Genomic DNA, 16097 nt, shown 5'->3' with positions numbered 1-16097 from the left:
TCCAGCGCCCCGCCGCCCCCTTGACAATTCGACCCAATCGTTCGTGGTTTGTTCGCGGATGCTCGACCTCGCCACAACCTCGAACCCCACGGCCCAGACCGACGCCCAGGCGGCCCCCGCGGGCGTCGGCTTGCCGCGGGCCCTGATCGAGCGCCAGCTGCAGGTGCTGGGCCGGCTGGCCGAGGCGGGGCTCAATCTGGCGCTCGCCATCGAGCGGCAGGCGACGACGGAAGAGGCCGCCCAGGTGGTGGAGGGCGACGCCGCCCTGGCCTTCGCCCGCGTGTCGCGGGCCGTGCGTCTGACGCTCGCCCTGCAGTCCAGGGCGATCAAGGACCTGCAGGCGCTGGATCAGGTCGCCGCCGGCCAGCTCTACGCCGATCGCTGCAACGCCGAGCGGGAGCGCCGGCAGCTGGCGAAGCAGCGCCAGGACCGCGTGCAGCGCATCGTCGAGCGGGTGATCGGGGCCGAGGCCGCCGACGCCGCCGAGGTCGACCGGCTGGCCGACGAGGCCTGCGAGCGCCTCGAGCACGACGACATCTACGGCGACCTGACGGCCCGGCCGGTCGGCGAGATCATCGCCCGGGTCTGTCGCGACCTCGGCCTTTCGCCCGACTGGAGCCGCCTGGCCGAGGAGGCCTGGGCGCAGGACGAGATCCGCAGCGGCGCGCCCGGCTCCCCCTTCGCGTCATCACCCTTGGCCTCGCCCCAAGGGCTGGACCCGCCGGAACCGCAGGGGGCCGCCGACCCGGGGCCGGCGGAGCCCCAGGCCGCGTCGCCATGAAACGCTTGGTGCTGTAGCGGGGCGCGACGATCTTCCACGGCTCGGCTAGTGCGAGATCTTCTCCCAGCGATAGGGGTCGTCCTCGTTGTTGCGGAAATCGCCGCGCAGGTCCGCCTTGCCGTCGCCGTCCGTGTCGTAGACCGCCCACTCCGGATGGCCGTCGCGGTTCTTGTCGTAATAGATGGTGTCGTAGACGCCGCGGCCGTTCTCGTCGCGCATCAGGATCGACGGCTCCCGCCGGCTGTCCGGCAGGATCAGCACGGTGTCGCCCGCGTTGTCGCAGTCGGAGTCGATCAGATAGGCCTTGCCCTTGGGATCCTTCCAGTCGCTTTCCTCAAGGTCCTTCCATTCGCACTCTGCGGCGACCTGCGGCGCGACCGTCCGGTCCTGGCCCCGCGCCAGGAAGTTCTTCACGTCGTCGACCGAGACAGCGAAGTTCAGCCCCTCCGCCTCCGCGTCGCCGAAGCTGTTGATCCCGACCAGGTTGGCCTGGCTGTCGAGCAACGGCCCGCCGGAGTTGCCCGGATTGATCGGCGTCTGGGTCTGGATGACCGTCGCCTCATGCTGGACCTTGTCGCCCGCCTTCCAATTGTAGGCGCGGCGGATCTGGCTGACGACGCCGCGGGTATAGGTCCAGGTCTCGCCCGTCGGATGGCCGATGGCGTGGACGTCGGCGCCGACCTGCAGCTTGCCGGTGTCGCCCAGCGTGATCGGCTGCACGCCGGCCGGGATCTGGTCGACCTTGAGGAGGGCCAGATCGGCGACCTCGTCCACCTTCAGCAGGGTGGCGCGGCGCAGGTCGGCCTTGCCGGGCGCGGCCCCTTCCATGGGCGGCTTGAAGACGACCGCGACCTGTTTGGCGCCCTGCACGACGTGCAGGTTGGTGACGATCTGGCCGTCCGCCGAGATCAGCGCGCCGGACCCCATGCCCTTCTCGGTGACCACCAGCACCACGGCGGCGGCCGCGTGCTGATAGACCTGGGTCTCCGCCGCGCCGCGGTTGGCCGCGACCGGCGGGGACTCAAGCCGCTGGAGCACCTTGCCGAAGGCGGCCCCGGCGCCCTTGATCGGGCGTGCGAAGTCGGGCGCCGGCCCGGCGGCCGGCTTTCCGCTGGCGCGGCGGACCGGCTGGCCGAGCTGCGCGGCCAGCGGGTAGGATGTTGCGCAACAGGCCGCGAGCACGCCCGCGACGACATGGACCCACTTCATGACAGCATCCCCCCGGAGCGGCTTGGTCTGGCGAAGACTAGCCGGCGGCATGCTCGTCACAAGCGTGTTTCTGCTCATCGCTAAACCATCGATCGCAAGCGAAACCCTGGCGCCACAGTTGACCGCAGCCTCCCGGTTGTTTGCCGAGGGGAAGGCGGAGACGGCGCGCGACGGCCTGGAGCGCCTGTTGCATTCGCCCGCCGCGGTCGAACCCGAGGCCCGCCTCTCCGTCGCCCGCGCTCTGCTGGAGGTCTGCCGGCGCAACGGCGACAGCGCCTGCGTCGCCCGCAACGTCCAGGCCTTCGTCGACGCCGCCGAACGCGCGCCGACGGCCAACGCCGTGCAGCGCGGCCGCCTGGCGCTCGAGGCGGTCTATCACCTCGACACGGCGCGTTGGATGTCGGGCATGGCGCCGGACGCCATCCTCGCCGAGCCCAGCTGGCGAACGCAGGTCGCCTACGACGGCGACCTCTACCTGCGCCGGCAGGTGCTCGCCTCCAACCTGCAGCTGCAAGCCGATCGACGGACGGAACTCGACCGCTCGCTCAACAAGATCCTGTCGCTGGCGGCCTCGCTGAAGAACCCGGAGGCGGCGCGCGACACCGTCGCCGCCAGCCTGGCCGACGTGCTGGCCACCCTGCTCGACATCGGCGAGACCGACCGCGCCTGGGGGCTCTACCGCGCCAGCGGCGCGGACATCGCCAAGGCGCTGCCGCCGCTGACGCTGGACGCGGCGGTCTATGAGCTCACCCAGGCCAAGCTTCGGCAGGCGGTCGGCGACCTTGCCGGCGCCAGGCTCGCCCTGCAGGCGTCAGCCATGACCCTGCGTCGGATCGAACTCGATCCGGGGCTGCGCCAGCAGCTGCTGGCCGAGGCCCTCACCCTGAAGGCGGCGCTCGACGCCCTCGCCGGGGACCTGCCGGCGGCCCGCGCCGCGCTCGCCGAGCATCCCTTCGCCGCGCTTTACGCCAGCGCCGGCCGCGCGCCGGCGAACCTGGAGGAGATCATCTATCTCGCCGCGCGCAGCTTCGTCGCCGCGATCGACCAGAAGCCCGACCCGATCGTCGCCCAGGCGCTGCAGGCCCGCCCGGCCTTCGCGGCGGATCCCGAGACCGCCGAATACGTCGCGGCCTATCGCGCCGTCGGATCGGCGCTCTCGGCCCCGGCGGACGCCGAGCGGCGCGCGCGGCTGATCGATCTGGGGCGGCGCATGCGCGACCTCGCGGCGCGATCGGACAAGGCCGGCGAGCTCAGCCGCCTCACCGCGATCGACCAGCTTCTCATCGCTCTGGCGCTGACCCAGGCAGACTCCGCGCGGACCCCGGCCGAGGCCGATGTGGTCTTCAACCTGTTCCAGCTCGCCGGTCGGACCGGCGCCTCGTTCGACGCCGACGCCCTCACCGCGCTCGGCCAGGCCCACGATGAGCTGCAGCGCCGAACCGTCCACCAAGCCCTGCGTCTGAAGGCGCGCCGCGACCGCCTGGAGCGGGAGGGGGTCCAGAAGACCGCCGTCGCCCTGTCGCGTGACTCCGCGGCGGAGCTGTTGCACCACGACATCGCAGCCCGCGCCCTCTTGCGCGACTTCGACGAGCGGCTCGCGCAGGCCGAGCGGCGGCTCGCCAAGGACGGCCTGTCGCTCCGCGGGCCGCGCCTGACGCCGCTCCCGCGGCTGCAGGCGGCGCTCGCCCCGGACGAGGCGGCGCTCGCCGTCGCTTCGACCGTACACGGCCTGGCCTACATGTGCGTCCGGCGCGAGCGCGCCTCGCAGTTCGTCGCCTCGGTCGACGCCAGGCGACTGATCGTCGACACCAAGCTCATGCAGGCGGCGCTCACTGCCACCCATCCGCCGTCCGACGCGCTGGACGCCCAGTTTCCGGCCGAGGCCGCCGTCCGGCTCCATGGCGTCCTGCTCAAGCCGTTCGAAACCTGCCTGAAACCGGGCGACCGGATCGTCTGGCTGGGCGGCGTCGCTGCGGCCGGGGTTCCCCTGGCCGCCCTGCTGACATCCCTGCCGCCCAAGCTCGAGCGAGGCTATGACCTCGCCAAGGCCGACTGGGTCGTGCGACGCCACGCCATCAGCTATGCGGGCTCGGCCGGCGCAGTCGTGGCGCTGCGGACGAGAGCCGCGCCGCCGGCCGACTTCGACTTCCTGGGCGTGGGTGATCCGCGGCTGGAGGGGCGGTTCGCCGACGGCCAGGCGCGCGGCGGCGCGGTGCTCCGCGGCGTGCGCCCGGGCGCACGCTTCGACAACCTCGCGCCCTTGCCGGAAACCGCCGACGAACTCGCGGCGTCCGGGCGCGGATTCCGCAAGGCGCGCGTGCTGCTCGGCGACGTGGCGACGGAGGCCGGCGTGCGCAGCCAGGTGCTCGGGAACTACCGCTATCTGTCCTTCGCCACCCACGGGCTGTTGCGCGAGGACCTCCAGGGACTGCCCGATCCCGCCCTGGTGCTGACCCCGGTGTCCGTCAGCGACGCCCGCGACGACGGCCTGCTCACCGCCTCCGAGATCGCCGACATGAACCTGCGCGCCAGCTTCGTGGCGCTGTCGGCGTGCAACACGGCCAACTTCGATTTCGACCAGGTCGCCCAGGACCTGCCGGCCCTGGCCTCGGCCTTCGCGGTCTCAGGCGTCCCCTCGACTCTGGGCACGCTCTGGCCGGTCAATTCGCAGACCGGGCAGGCGGTGGTCTCCGGCGTCTTCGCGCGGCTGCGCGACCAGGGCGCCGCCCCGGCCGAGGCGCTGGCGGAGGCGCAGCGCGCCTTCCTCGCCGCCCCGCCCGAGCGGGCCTACCTGCATCCGCGGTTCTGGGCGCCCTTCGTCATCCTGGGCGACGGAGGCGCGCCAGCCCGCACCCCCGCTACAGAGGCGTTGGCGCTGACGGCGGTGGAGACGCTGACGCCGCCGGGCGGCGAAGTGGTGGCGCTGGCCCAGACGCCGGACGGCCCCGCGGCGCGGTTCATCGCCGAGCCTGACGCCGCCCGCCGGCCCGGCGAGGGCGTCCGCCTGCTGACGCGGGGCGCAGAGGCCTGGCGCACGGTGGGCCATGAGGCGCGCGCCTCGCGCGTCCTGGGCCAGGTCGGCCCGATGCTGATCGCGGGCGGCTACGAGACCGGCGCGACCGGCCGGCTGGCGCCGCGGCTGGACGCCTACGACCGCCAGGGCCGGCGCGTGACGTCCTGGCGCGGCGAAGGGCTCTCGAAGGTCGACGCCGGCATTCTCGCGGCGACGGCGCAGGATGCTTCGGCCCTGCTGATCGTCGTGGGCGAGCGGACGCGGCCGGACGAGGCGGGCGGCGGCGCCCTGCGCGTCCTGCGGGTCGGCGCGGATCTCGCGCCGCAGCCGCTGTTCGAGCTCCAGGCCCCGCCCGGCGCCCGGATCTCCAACGCCGCCCTGGCGTCGCTGGGTGATCGGCTGCTGCTCACCTACACCGCCGACAATCGCCGCAGCGCACAGCCGCCGCCGAGCCTGGAGGACTATGACGACCATTACTGCGCCCCAACGCCGGAAACCCGCATCGAACTGCGCGACGTGCGGAACGGCGCGATCCTTGCGACCCAGACCATCAACGGCTTCGCCGCCGTCGCCGCCCTGCCCGGCCAGGCTGGCGCGGCCGTGCTCGGCGGCTCGCAGGCGGAGGGGTGCAACGGCGAGCGGAAGGCGGCGGTGGTCGGGCTCGACGCCAGGCTGCAGCCACGAACCCTCTATCTCGACGACACGCTCGGCGCCTCCGAAGTCCGCACGCTCTCGCCGCTGCCGTCGGGGCGGCTGTTCGTGGCCGCCTATAAGGAGAGCCTGTTCGACTTCGCCCCGGTGTTCGCTGCGCCGTCCGGCGCCGCGGACGCCCTCGCCTTCGGCCGGAGTTATTCGACGCTCGTGATGACCCTCGACGAGAAGGGCCGCACCACGCCGCCCAAGCCGCTCGACGCCGGCGCCGACGTCATTCCGACCACCGCGCTCGCCACCGACGGCGGCGAAATCCTGCTGGGCGGGTCGCTCGCCGGGCAGGCGGCGATCTTCCACCTCTCCCTCCCGAGGAGCGCACCGCGATGAGCCGCAGACTGGCCCTGGTCACCGGCGCCTCCGCAGGCCTGGGCGCCGCCTTCGCCCGGACGCTGGCGGCGCGCGGCTACGACCTCGCGCTGAGCGCGCGGCGCACCGAGCGGCTGGAGGCGCTCGCCGCCGAGCTTCGCCGCCGTCACGGGATCGAGGCGCTGGTCGCACCCGCCGACCTGGCGGACCCCGCGGGCGTCCAGCAGATCCTTCACCGGATCGCCGCCGCCGGCCGGCCGGTCGACGTCCTGATCAACAACGCCGGCTACGGCCTGCCCGGCGCCTTCGCCCAGACGAGCTGGGCCGAGCAGCAGGCCTTCCTGCAGGTGATGGTCACGGCCCCCTGCGAGCTGGCGCACAAGCTGGTCGCCCCGATGGTCGAGCGGCGCTTCGGCCGCATCGTCAACGTCGCCTCGGTCGCGGGCCTCTTGCCCGGCGCGGCCGGCCACACCCTCTACGCCGGCGCCAAGAGCCTGATGATCAAGGCCTCCCAGAGCCTGCACCTGGAAGCCGCGCCCCATGGCGTCCACGTGACCGCCCTTTGCCCCGGCTTCACCTACACCGAGTTCCACGACGTCAACGGCACTCGGGCGCGGGTGAGCGCGGCGACGCCGAAATGGGCCTGGCTGCCGGCGGACAAGGTGGTCGAGGCGGGCTGGCGCGCGGTGGAGGCCAACCAGGCGGTCTGCACGCCCGGCCTGGTCTACAAGCTGATCTGCGGCGGCGCGAAGCTGGTCCCGGAGTCCTGGGCGCTGGCCGTCATGCGCGCCCAGGGGCCGCGGTTTCGGCAGAGCTGACGGCTACTTCACATAGGGCGTCGCCGCTTCCGGGCGGACGAAGCCGGTGGTCGCGTCGGCGACGCCGCCGAGGATGAACTGCACCGCCATGGCGCAGAGGATCAGGCCCAGCACCCGCACCACGATGGTCAGGCCGATCCGCCCGAGCATGCGGCTGATCAGCGGCGTGGCGAGGAAGGCCAGCAGGGTGCAGGTGCTGACCGCGGTGATCACGCCGACGCCGATCGCCGCGCCCGCCAGGCCGAAGGCGCGGGCCTGGCTGGCGTAGATGACCACGGTGGAGATGGCCCCCGGGCCGATCAGCAGCGGCATGGCGAAGGGGACGATCATCCGCTCGAACCGCTGGCGGGCGTAGCCGCGCCGCCCGGCCGGCGCGTCCGGGGCGTCGGCCGCTTCGGCGAAGGTGGCGGTGAAGTCGTCCCGCGCCATCTGCAGACCCAGCAGGAAGAGGATGACGCCGCCGGCGATCCGGAAGGCCGGCAGCGAAATGCCGAAGAAGGTCAGCAGCGACAGGCCGGTGAAGTAGAAGAAGGTCGTGAAGGCCAGCACGAAGAGCGAGACGTAGAGGGCGATCTGCGCCCGGTCGCGTCCGCTCGTTCCGGCGGTGGCTGCAGCGAAGACCGGGACGTTGCCCAAGGGGTCCAGCAGGGCGAACAGGGCGACGAAGAAGTTGACCGCGAAGTCGACCTGGCTCATGCAGCCGTCTTAGCCCAAAACTTGGCGCGCCGCACCGCAAGCTGGACCGCGCGCACCCTCTGACCGGAGCCTGCCCATGGCCGCCGCTTCTGCGCCCGCGCCCGCGCCCGCCTCGATGCGCGCCGATCCGCGCCTGATCCTGCCGCTGGACCGGCCGACCGTCGACGAGGCCCGCGCCCTGACAGCGGCGCTGGGCGATACGATCAGCTTCTACAAGGTCGGGCTGGAGCTGTTCGCCACCGACGGCATGGCGCTGGCCCGCGAGCTGAAGGCCCAGGGCAAGCAGGTCTTCCTCGACTGGAAGCTGCACGATATCGGCGCCACCGTCGAACGGGCCGCCGGTGCGCTGGCCTCCTCCGGCTGCGACCTCCTGACCGTTCATGCCGAGCCGCAGGTGATGGCCGCCGCCGTCCGCGGCTGCGCGGGCTCGGGGCTGAAGATCCTGGCGGTGACGGTTCTGACCAGCCTGACCGACGCCGACCTGGCGCAGATCGGTTACGCCGAGGACGCCCGCACGCTCGTCGAGCGCCGCATCCGCCAGGCGGTGGACGCCGGCTGCGGCGGCGTCGTGGCCAGCCCGCTCGAAGCCGCCCTGGCGCGCACGATCGGCGGGCCGGATTTCTTGGTGGTGACGCCCGGCGTCCGCCCCGACTGGTCGGCCAAGAACGACCAAGCCCGCGCCGCCACCCCGCTCGACGCCCTCAAGGCCGGCGCCTCCCACCTCGTCTGCGGCCGCCCGATCACCGCGGCGGCCGACCCGCAGGCCGCAGCCCTGCGGGTGATCGCGGAGATGGCGGGGGCTTAGGAAGATGGCCCCCCTGAGGGGAGGATCTTGGCTCCTTTCTTGACCTGACTTCTCCACAGGCGCATAAGCGCGCCCTTCTGGCGCAACCTTGGTCAGCGCCCTCCACCGCCACGACCCCATCACTATATGGGACGAGGGCGGCGAGGCCCCCCGTCGACGTGATCGTCCACGGGGGTTGATCGCGTTTGGGCCATAGGTGGATCTTTATGTTCGACGCACTGACAGATCGGCTATCCGGCGTCTTTGACCGTCTCGGCGGGCGCGGCGTGCTGTCCGAAAAGGACGTGGACGAGGCGCTGCGCGAGGTGCGCGTGGCCCTGCTCGAGGCGGACGTCGCCCTGCCGGTGGTGCGCGAGTTCATCGCCAAGGCCAAGGAGCGGGCGACCGGCGAGGCGGTGATCCGCTCGGTCCGCCCGGCCGACCAGGTGGTGAAGATCACCTACGACGGCCTGGTCGAGATGCTGGGCGGAGACGGCGAGCCCGAGGGGCTGAACCTCTCGCTCAATCCGCCGACCGTGATCCTGATGGCCGGCCTGCAGGGCTCCGGCAAGACCACCACCGCCGCCAAGCTGGCGCTGCGCCTGTCGAAAGAGCGCAAGAAGGTTCTTGTGGCGTCGCTCGACACCCGCCGTCCGGCGGCCATGGAGCAGCTGGCGACCCTGGCGGTGCAGGCGGGCGTGGAAAGCCTGCCGATCGTCGCCGGCCAGTCGGCGCCCGACATCGCCCGCCGCGCCCTCTCCGCCGCCAAGCTTCAGGGCTACGACGTCCTCATCCTCGACACCGCCGGCCGCACCACGCTGGACGAGGCGATGATGAACGAGGCGGCCGAGATCGCGAAGATCTCCAGCCCCTCCGAGACCCTGCTGGTCGCCGACAGCCTGACCGGCCAGGACGCGGTGCGCACCGCCAAGGCCTTCCACGAACGCCTGCCGCTGACCGGCCTGGTGCTGACCCGGGCCGACGGCGACGGCCGCGGCGGGGCGGCGCTGTCGATGCGCGCGGTCACCGGCCTGCCGATCAAGTTCCTTGGCGTGTCGGAGAAGATCGACGGGCTCGACGTCTTCGACGCCCAGCGGGTCGCCGGCCGCATCCTCGGCCAGGGCGACGTGGTCGCTCTCGTCGAGAAGGCCGCCCAGGATCTCGACCTGGCCCAGGCCGAGGTCATGGCCAAGAAGATGGCCAAGGGTCAGTTCGACCTCGACATGATGGCCGACCAGCTCAAGCAGATGAAGCGCATGGGCGGGATGGAAGGCCTGATGGGCATGCTGCCCGGCGTCCAGAAGATGAAGAAGCAGATCGCCGAGTCCGGCGTCACCGACAAGACGATCGACCGTCAGGCGGCGATCATCTCCTCGATGACCAAGGCCGAGCGCAAGAAGCCGGACGTGCTGCAGGCCTCGCGCAAGCGCCGCATCGCCGCCGGCGCCGGCGTCGAGGTTTCCGAGGTGAACCGCCTTCTGAAGCAGCACCGGCAGATGGCCGACGCCTTCAAGATGATGAGCAAGAACGGCGGCAAGGGCTTCGCCCAGATGGCCTCCATGCTGGGCGGCGGCGCGCCGGGCGGCATGGACATGGCCAAGCTCAAGGCGCTCGGCGGCGGCAAGGCGCCGACCCCCGAACAACTCGAACAGGCCATGGGCAAGCTGCCCGGCCTCGGCGGCCCCGGTGGCCCGAAACTTCCCGGCCTGGGCGGTCTGCCCGGCTTCAATCCCTTCAAGAAATAATCGAATCCAAAAGGACCAAGACTAATGCTGAAGATCCGTCTCGCCCGTGGCGGCGCCAAGAAGCGCCCCTACTACTCGATCGTCGTCGCCGACAGCCATTCGCCCCGCGACGGCCGCTTCATCGAGAAGGTCGGCTCCTATAACCCCCTGCTCAAGAAGGACGATCCGAACCGCGTCGTCCTGAAGGTCGAGCGCATCCAGGAATGGATCGGCAAGGGCGCCCAGCCCACCGATCGCGTGGCTCGCGAACTGTCCAAGCAGGGCCTCGCCCAATGGCAGGCGAGCAACAACCCGAAGAAGGGCGAGCCGGGCGCGAAGGCCAAGGAACGCGCCGGCGAACGCGCCCAGCGCGAAGCCGACCGCGCCGCCGCCCTGGCTGAAGCCGCCGCCGCGCCGCCGCCGGTGGTCGAAGAGCCGGTCGCTGAAGAAGCCGCCCCGGTGGAAGCCGTGGCCGAAGCCCCGGCCGCTGCGGAGGAAGCTCCTGCCGAAGCCGTTGCTGAAGCTGAAGCCGCTCCGGCCGACGAAGCCCAAGGCTGATCCTCGTTCGTCATCCCGGCCCGGCCTCGCCGGCCGCCGGGATGACGGGCGTCGGCGTGATCGTGAGTTCGGACAATCTCATCTTCGTGGCCCGCATCGCCGGCGCATTCGGCGTCAAAGGCGAGGTGCGGCTGACGACCTTCACGGCCGATCCCATGGCCCTGCTGGACTATCGCGACCTGAAGCGCGAGGACGGCGCGCCGGGCCTGACGCTCACCAGCGCCCGGCCGGCCAAGGGCGGGGTCGTCGCCCGGGCCAAGGAGGTCGAGACCCGCGAACAGGCCGAGGCGCTGCGCGGCCTGCGTCTCTACATCCCGCGCGAGCGGCTGCCCGCACCGGACGACGAAGACGAATACTACCTCGTCGACCTGATCGGCCTGTCGGTGGTGACGCCGCAGGGCGAGCCGCTGGGCGTGGTGCGCACGGTGCATGACTTCGGCGCCGGCGACCTTCTGGAGATCCAGCCGCCGCAGGGCGCAAGCTGGTGGTTGCCGTTCACCCGCGAGGCGGTTCCCGAGGTGCGCATGGCCGATCGCACGCTCATAGCGGTGCGGCCTGAAGAGAGCGAATAGGCTTCGCTCAGAAGCCGACCAGCAGCTGTGCGGCCCAGCCTGCCGCGAAGCCAGCGGCCGCGATCAGACTGAAAAAGGCCAAGGCCACGCCCGGATCCTCGGGCTGGCGGCGACGCTTGAGCGCCAGGACATCGGTCATCGGCCTGCTCCTGCTTGCAGAACAGGAATAGCCGCGGCGCGCCCTTGTTCCGCAGCATTTGAGCGTCTGTCGGGTTTGCGGCGATTTTTGCAGGCCCGCGGAACCGACGGCCGGGAAGCGTCGTTCACTGAACTGTGACGGTGGCGCTATGACGCCCCCCGATGTAATGCCCCGTCACCCAAAGCGAGCCCCGGCGTTCCCCGCGTCGGGGCTTATTGCTGTCTCCGGCTGAAATGAGCGCAGAAACGAAAGCGGCGGCCGCATCGCTGCGGCCGCCGCTTTAATACTCGGAGACGTCGGAAGCCTAGGCTTCCGTGGTCCCGACCGGCTTCTGCGACTGCTGGCGTTCGGCGATCCGGGCCGACTTCCCGCGACGGTCGCGCAGGTAATAGAGCTTGGCGCGCCGGACGACGCCGCGACGCTTCACTTCGATGGATTCGATGTTCGGCGACAGGATCGGGAACAGACGTTCCACGCCTTCGCCGAAGGAGATCTTGCGGACGGTGAAGTTCTCGTCGACGCCCTGGCCGGCGCGGGCGATGCAGACGCCCTCGTAGGCCTGGATGCGTTCGCGTTCGCCTTCCTTGATGCGCACGTTGACGCGCACGGTGTCCCCCGGACGGAATTCCGGGATCTTGCGGGTGGCCAGGAGGCGGTCGGCCTCTTCCTGGCGGAGCTGTTCGATCACGTTCATGGTCTTCATCCTTACCGGGCTTTACTCGCCCTTTGCCTGTTGATTGGCGAGACGCTGCGCCCACAAGTCCGGCCGCCGCTCCCGCGTCGTCTCTTCGCGCTGCCTTTGCCGCCACTTCCGCACTTCGGCATGGTGGCCGCTCAGCAGCACCTCGGGGATGTCGAGCCCTTCGAACGTCCGCGGCCTGGTGTACTGCGGATGCTCGAGGAGCCCGTCCTCGAAGCTTTCTTCACTCAAACTCTCAGCTGACCCGAGAACGCCGGGCGCCAGCCTTACGCACGCTTCGATCGTCACCAGGGCTGCGGCCTCGCCACCGGCCAGGACCGCATCGCCGACGGCGATCTCCTCGAACCCGCGGGCGTCGAGCACCCGCTGGTCCACCCCTTCGAACCGGCCGCAGAGCACGATCAGGCCTGGGGCCTTTGACCACGCCTGCGCCCGTTCCTGGGTGAGCGGTCGACCCCGGGCGCTCATGTACAAAAGCGGCCGCCCCCGGCGCTCCACGCTGTCGAGCGCAGAGGCGATGACGTCCGCCCGCATGACCTGCCCCGGGCCGCCACCCGCCGGGGTGTCGTCCAGGAAGCCGCGCTTATCCTTGGAAAAGGCTCGAATGTCCACCGTTTCGAGAGTCCAGAGGCCGGCCTCGCGCCAGGCCGTGCCGATCAGCGAGACGCCGAGCGGGCCCGGAAAGGCCTCGGGAAACATGGTGAGGACGCTGACGTCGAAAGACATGACGCCTCCTTGGCCCTTCCTGGCGTCCCCGCGTCAAGCCTTGCCCGGTCTCGGGACGGCGCGTAAGCCTTGCGCCATGTCGGAGATCGACCTTCGCGAGACCCTGACTCTCGAGCAGCTGGAAGTGAACCTCTTCCGCGGGTTCAGCCCTGCGCCCGAGGCCGGCCGGATCTACGGCGGCCAGGTGATCGCCCAGGCGCTGCAGGCGGCCTATGCGACGGTCGAAGGCCGGGTCTGCCACTCGCTGCACTGCTACTTCATCCGCCCGGGCGACCCGCAGATTCCGATCATCTTCGAGGTGGACCGCTCGCGCGACGGCCAGAGCTTCACCACCCGGCGGGTCATCGCCGTGCAGCACGGCCGCCAGATCTTCAACCTCGCCGCCTCCTTCCAGACGCCGGAGACCGGCTTCGAGCACCAGGCGCAGATGCCCCAGACGGTGGGGCCGGAGGGTCTGCCGGACCTCGCCGAGGCGCTCGGCCGCGTCGGGCCCCACCTCTCGGAGGAGGAGCAGCGGCCGAGCTACCTCAAGCCCATCGACATCCGATTCATCGACACCACCGAGCCCAATCCGGACGGAACGCCCCTGGATCCGCTCCAGCGCGCCTGGTTCCGCATCGCCCATCCGCTGCCGGACGGGCAGCTCTGGCACCAGGCGGCGATGGCCTACGCTTCGGACATGGGGCTGCTCTCGACCTCACTTCGGCCGCACGGCTCGGTGTGGAATTCGCCGCAGATGCAGGGCGCCAGCCTCGACCACGCCATGTGGTTCCACCGGCCCACCGACTTCACCCAGTGGCATCTTTATGTGATGGACAGCCCCTCGGCGTCGGGCGCGCGCGGCATGAACCGCGGGACGATCTTCCGGCACGACGGGACGCTGGTGGCGTCCACCGCCCAGGAAGGCCTGATCCGCTTCCGCGAGCCGAAATAGCCAGCCTCAAGCGGCGTCGGCGACATAGGCCGAGAGCGACTCGACCAGGTGGTCGAACATCGCCCGCATGCGGCGGCTGGCCTTCAGGTCCTCGTGCATGACGATCCAGACGCCCAGCCGGTAGACCGTGTGCTCCGGCAGCACGCGCTCCAGGCCGTAGCGCCGGCCGAGCGGCGCCTGGCAGACGCCGATGCCGAAGCCCGCGCGGATGGCGGCGAGCTGCGCCAGGTCGCTGTCGGAGCGGAAGGCGAACATCTCCCGCGTCACCGGCAGGTCGAGACCAGCGATCTGGGTCATCCGCCGCAGGCTGTCGACGCCGATCAGGGTGCGGCCGGCGAGATCGGCGAGGCTATCAGGGCGGCCGTTCGCCGCCAGATGCTCGCGGGTGGCGTAGAGCGCCAGCGGAATTTCCCCGATCTTACGGGCGACCAGGGCGCCTTGCGTCGGCGGCGCCATCCGCACGGCGATGTCGGCCTCGCGGCGCAGCAGGTCCTGGGTCTCGTTCGACAGCACCAGTTCGACAGCGATCCGGGGGTGTTGCGACCGGAAGGCGGCCAGCACGGTCGGCAAGACCTCGGCGCCGATCACCTCGCTGGCGGTGAGGCGCACCGCGCCTTCCAGTGCGGCTGCGCCATGACGACCCTCGCGTAGGGCGGCGGCCGCGGAGGCGGCCATCTCCTGCAGATGCGGCCGCAGATCGAGCGCCAGCTCCGTCGGCTGCAGGCCGCGCGGCGAACGGACGAACAGGGGCGCGCCCAGCCGCCGCTCCAGCGCCTCGATGTGCCGGCCCAGCGTCGGCTGGGTCAGCCCGCGCAGTCGGGCGGCGGCGGACAGGCTGCCGGTCTGCAGCACCGCTTCAAGGCTCTGGAAGAGGTCCCACTCGGCCATGCATATTTGCATAACTGAGCCACAAAGAACCGCAATTCCGTTCAGGCCTGCCGGCGCGCATTTCTTCGTCATCAGAACGGAGGGCCGACCATGACCGAGACGGACAAACCCGTGGCGCTGGTGATCGGCGCGACCGGCGGAATCGGCGGCGCTGTCGCCGACCGGCTGGCGGCCTCAGGCTGGGGCGTTCGCGCCCTGCACCGCGACCCGCGGGCGGCCGCGGTGCGCGCCGGTCGTCCGGCCGTCGAATGGGTGACGGGCGATGCGATGAACGAGGGCGATGTCGTCCGCGCGGCGGAGGGCGCCAGCCTGATCTTCCACGGCGCCAATCCGCCCGGCTACCGCAACTGGGCCAACCTCGCCCTGCCGATGCTGAACAGCACCATCGCCGCGGCGACGACGCGCAGGGCGCGCATCCTCTTTCCCGGCACGGTCTACAACTACGGGCCCGACGCCTTCCCCCGCCTGCGGGAAGACGCGCCCCAGACGCCGGGGACGCGCAAGGGCGCGATCCGCGTCGCTATGGAAGACGCGCTGGCCCGCTCGGTCGACGCCGGCGCCTCGGTGCTCATCGTCCGCGCCGGGGACTATTTCGGCGCGACGGGCAACGGCTGGCTGTCGTCGCAGGGGCTGCTGCAGGCCGGCCGCCCGATCTCTAGGGTCAGCTATCCGGGCCCACCCGGGCTGACGCACGCCTGGGCCTACCTCCCTGACGTCGCCGAGACCATGGTCCAGCTGGTCGAGCACGGCGGCCTGGGCGGCTTCGAGAGCTTCCACCTGCAGGGCCATGAGGTCACCGGCCTGGCGCTATTCGAGGCGCTGCAGGCGGCGAGCGGCCGCGACCTGAAGCTAGGGCGCCTGCCCTGGCTGCTGTTCCAGGCGCTCGCCCCCTTCAACGAGACCTTCCGCGAGATTCTGGAGATCCGCTACCTCTGGCAGGCCCCGGTGCTGCTCGACAACGGCCGCCTGGTCGCCAGGCTCGGGGCCGAGCCGCGCACCGAGCTGGTGACGGCGCTGCGAGCGACGCTGCGGCGGATGGGCGCGCTGGCCGAGGCGCCTCTGCCGGCCTGAGCCGCGAGCCTCATCAGAACGGCTTCACCAGGGACAGCCTTCCGGATGCTGCGGCAGGCCGTCGTCCAGCTTGAGCCAGGCGGGCTTGGACGACACCCAGATGTGCATCTCCGGGGGAAGAACATCCGGTGCGTCGAGGGTGGCCAGGCCCACCGCCCAGTAGCCGGGACGGTCGAGCGGCTCGGTGTAGACCATGGTTCCGCACTGCGGGCAGAAGTGGCGAAGCAGGCGTTGCGACGACGGGTGGCTGCTCGTCTCGCCCGTGCGCTCCAGGGCCTCGGCGCGGAAAATGGCTCGGCCGTACATCAGTCCGCCGCTGGCCTTGCGGCAGAGGCCGCAATGGCAGATCCGCACATTGACGGGCTCGCCGACGGCGATGAAGCGCGCCTGCCCGCAGAGGCAGCCGCCGGTGACAACGTTGATTTCGCTCATGGCGCCGTTGAAGCGCCTCTTCGAAGGCGACGCAA

15 protein-coding genes and 1 pseudogene are annotated in these 16097 nt (G+C 71.2%); 9 read left to right on the top strand and 7 right to left on the bottom strand.

The genetic code is table 11. The features are described from left to right. Nucleotides 1-58: 58 nt before the first annotated feature. A complete protein-coding gene (locus ACSQ2B_RS16660) occupies nucleotides 59-781 on the top strand; it encodes a hypothetical protein (RefSeq protein ID WP_436051545.1) in 723 nt (240 codons plus the stop codon). Nucleotides 782-826: 45 nt separating this feature from the next. Here the strand turns inward: ACSQ2B_RS16660 and ACSQ2B_RS16655 are convergent, their stop codons facing one another. Then, a complete protein-coding gene (locus tag ACSQ2B_RS16655; protein ID WP_436051544.1) occupies nucleotides 827-1990 on the bottom strand; it encodes a S1C family serine protease in 1164 nt (387 codons plus the stop codon). Nucleotides 1991-2108: 118 nt separating this feature from the next. Here ACSQ2B_RS16655 and ACSQ2B_RS16650 point away from each other — a divergent pair, with 118 nt between their 5' ends. Together ACSQ2B_RS16650 and ACSQ2B_RS16645 are read left to right on the top strand one after the other, a co-directional pair. Further along, the gene (locus ACSQ2B_RS16650; protein ID WP_436051542.1) at nucleotides 2109-6041 is read left to right on the top strand and encodes a CHAT domain-containing protein; all 3933 of its coding nucleotides are present in this window, start codon (nucleotides 2109-2111) and stop codon (nucleotides 6039-6041) included. Then, entirely contained in the window at nucleotides 6038-6838 is an 801-nt protein-coding gene (locus ACSQ2B_RS16645) for an SDR family NAD(P)-dependent oxidoreductase (RefSeq protein WP_436051541.1), read from the top strand. Before ACSQ2B_RS16650 ends, ACSQ2B_RS16645 begins: the two co-directional genes overlap by 4 nt. Nucleotides 6839-6841: 3 nt before the next feature. Here the strand turns inward: ACSQ2B_RS16645 and ACSQ2B_RS16640 are convergent, their stop codons facing one another. Next, nucleotides 6842-7534 carry a MarC family protein gene (locus ACSQ2B_RS16640; RefSeq protein ID WP_436051540.1) on the bottom strand — a complete coding sequence of 231 codons (693 nt, stop codon included), beginning with the start codon at nucleotides 7532-7534 and terminating at the stop codon, nucleotides 6842-6844. Nucleotides 7535-7649: 115 nt separating this feature from the next. Here ACSQ2B_RS16640 and pyrF point away from each other — a divergent pair, with 115 nt between their 5' ends. The 4 genes from pyrF (at nucleotide 7650) to rimM (ending at nucleotide 11172) form a co-directional block, all read left to right on the top strand. Continuing rightward, a complete protein-coding gene (gene pyrF / locus ACSQ2B_RS16635; RefSeq protein ID WP_436052591.1) occupies nucleotides 7650-8339 on the top strand; it encodes an orotidine-5'-phosphate decarboxylase in 690 nt (229 codons plus the stop codon). Between the two features lie 206 nt (nucleotides 8340-8545). Next, nucleotides 8546-10063, top strand: a complete 1518-nt coding sequence (ffh, locus tag ACSQ2B_RS16630) for a signal recognition particle protein (RefSeq protein ID WP_436051539.1) — start codon at nucleotides 8546-8548, stop codon at nucleotides 10061-10063. Between the two features lie 24 nt (nucleotides 10064-10087). Then, complete coding sequence (gene rpsP, locus ACSQ2B_RS16625; RefSeq protein WP_436051537.1) at nucleotides 10088-10600, top strand: 30S ribosomal protein S16; 513 nt, start codon at nucleotides 10088-10090, stop codon at nucleotides 10598-10600. 41 nt (nucleotides 10601-10641) lie between these two features. Then, nucleotides 10642-11172, top strand: coding sequence for a ribosome maturation factor RimM (rimM, locus tag ACSQ2B_RS16620; protein WP_436051535.1), 531 nt, complete (start codon nucleotides 10642-10644; stop codon nucleotides 11170-11172). Nucleotides 11173-11179: 7 nt separating this feature from the next. Here rimM and ACSQ2B_RS16615 read toward each other — a convergent pair whose 3' ends face one another. From ACSQ2B_RS16615 to trmD, 3 genes and pseudogenes are all read right to left on the bottom strand, one after another. Next, nucleotides 11180-11311, bottom strand: coding sequence for a hypothetical protein (locus ACSQ2B_RS16615; RefSeq protein ID WP_436051533.1), 132 nt, complete (start codon nucleotides 11309-11311; stop codon nucleotides 11180-11182). Nucleotides 11312-11615: 304 nt separating this feature from the next. After that, entirely contained in the window at nucleotides 11616-12005 is a 390-nt protein-coding gene (gene rplS, locus ACSQ2B_RS16610; protein ID WP_436051531.1) for a 50S ribosomal protein L19, read from the bottom strand. 1 nt (nucleotide 12006) lies between these two features. Then, nucleotides 12007-12737, bottom strand: a pseudogene (gene trmD, locus ACSQ2B_RS16605) (tRNA (guanosine(37)-N1)-methyltransferase TrmD); the annotation flags it as partial. Between the two features lie 76 nt (nucleotides 12738-12813). Here trmD and ACSQ2B_RS16600 point away from each other — a divergent pair. Further along, nucleotides 12814-13671, top strand: coding sequence for an acyl-CoA thioesterase (locus tag ACSQ2B_RS16600; protein ID WP_436051530.1), 858 nt, complete (start codon nucleotides 12814-12816; stop codon nucleotides 13669-13671). A 6-nt stretch (nucleotides 13672-13677) separates the two neighbouring features. Here ACSQ2B_RS16600 and ACSQ2B_RS16595 read toward each other — a convergent pair whose 3' ends face one another. Beyond that, entirely contained in the window at nucleotides 13678-14559 is an 882-nt protein-coding gene (locus ACSQ2B_RS16595; protein WP_436051528.1) for a LysR family transcriptional regulator, read from the bottom strand. Nucleotides 14560-14649: 90 nt separating this feature from the next. On the opposite strand from ACSQ2B_RS16595, the gene ACSQ2B_RS16590 reads away from it, so the two are divergent. Continuing rightward, on the top strand, nucleotides 14650-15630 hold the full coding sequence (locus ACSQ2B_RS16590) for an NAD-dependent epimerase/dehydratase family protein (RefSeq protein ID WP_436051527.1): 981 nt from the start codon (nucleotides 14650-14652) through the stop codon (nucleotides 15628-15630). A 24-nt stretch (nucleotides 15631-15654) separates the two neighbouring features. On the opposite strand, the gene ACSQ2B_RS16585 is transcribed toward ACSQ2B_RS16590, so the two are convergent. After that, a complete protein-coding gene (locus tag ACSQ2B_RS16585) occupies nucleotides 15655-16062 on the bottom strand; it encodes a GFA family protein (RefSeq protein WP_436051525.1) in 408 nt (135 codons plus the stop codon). Nucleotides 16063-16097 lie beyond the last annotated feature (35 nt).

It is taken from the genome of Phenylobacterium sp. LjRoot225 (assembly GCF_964252855.1).
In the GTDB taxonomy this organism is placed as follows: domain Bacteria; phylum Pseudomonadota; class Alphaproteobacteria; order Caulobacterales; family Caulobacteraceae; genus Phenylobacterium.
The sequence above is the reverse complement of the archived record's forward strand: the minus strand, read 5'-3'. Positions and strand labels throughout refer to the sequence as shown.

Coding starts and splice junctions, on each gene's coding strand:
- ACSQ2B_RS16590 (WP_436051527.1), top strand. CDS start 14,650: ATGACCGAGACGGACAAACCCGTGGCGCTGGTGATCGGCGCGACCGGC.
- ACSQ2B_RS16585 (WP_436051525.1), bottom strand. CDS start 16,062: ATGAGCGAAATCAACGTTGTCACCGGCGGCTGCCTCTGCGGGCAGGCG.
- ffh (WP_436051539.1), top strand. CDS start 8,546: ATGTTCGACGCACTGACAGATCGGCTATCCGGCGTCTTTGACCGTCTC.
- ACSQ2B_RS16645 (WP_436051541.1), top strand. CDS start 6,038: ATGAGCCGCAGACTGGCCCTGGTCACCGGCGCCTCCGCAGGCCTGGGC.
- ACSQ2B_RS16655 (WP_436051544.1), bottom strand. CDS start 1,990: ATGAAGTGGGTCCATGTCGTCGCGGGCGTGCTCGCGGCCTGTTGCGCA.
- rpsP (WP_436051537.1), top strand. CDS start 10,088: ATGCTGAAGATCCGTCTCGCCCGTGGCGGCGCCAAGAAGCGCCCCTAC.
- ACSQ2B_RS16615 (WP_436051533.1), bottom strand. CDS start 11,311: ATGACCGATGTCCTGGCGCTCAAGCGTCGCCGCCAGCCCGAGGATCCG.
- pyrF (WP_436052591.1), top strand. CDS start 7,650: ATGCGCGCCGATCCGCGCCTGATCCTGCCGCTGGACCGGCCGACCGTC.
- ACSQ2B_RS16600 (WP_436051530.1), top strand. CDS start 12,814: ATGTCGGAGATCGACCTTCGCGAGACCCTGACTCTCGAGCAGCTGGAA.
- ACSQ2B_RS16660 (WP_436051545.1), top strand. CDS start 59: ATGCTCGACCTCGCCACAACCTCGAACCCCACGGCCCAGACCGACGCC.
- rimM (WP_436051535.1), top strand. CDS start 10,642: ATGACGGGCGTCGGCGTGATCGTGAGTTCGGACAATCTCATCTTCGTG.
- rplS (WP_436051531.1), bottom strand. CDS start 12,005: ATGAACGTGATCGAACAGCTCCGCCAGGAAGAGGCCGACCGCCTCCTG.
- ACSQ2B_RS16595 (WP_436051528.1), bottom strand. CDS start 14,559: ATGGCCGAGTGGGACCTCTTCCAGAGCCTTGAAGCGGTGCTGCAGACC.
- ACSQ2B_RS16640 (WP_436051540.1), bottom strand. CDS start 7,534: ATGAGCCAGGTCGACTTCGCGGTCAACTTCTTCGTCGCCCTGTTCGCC.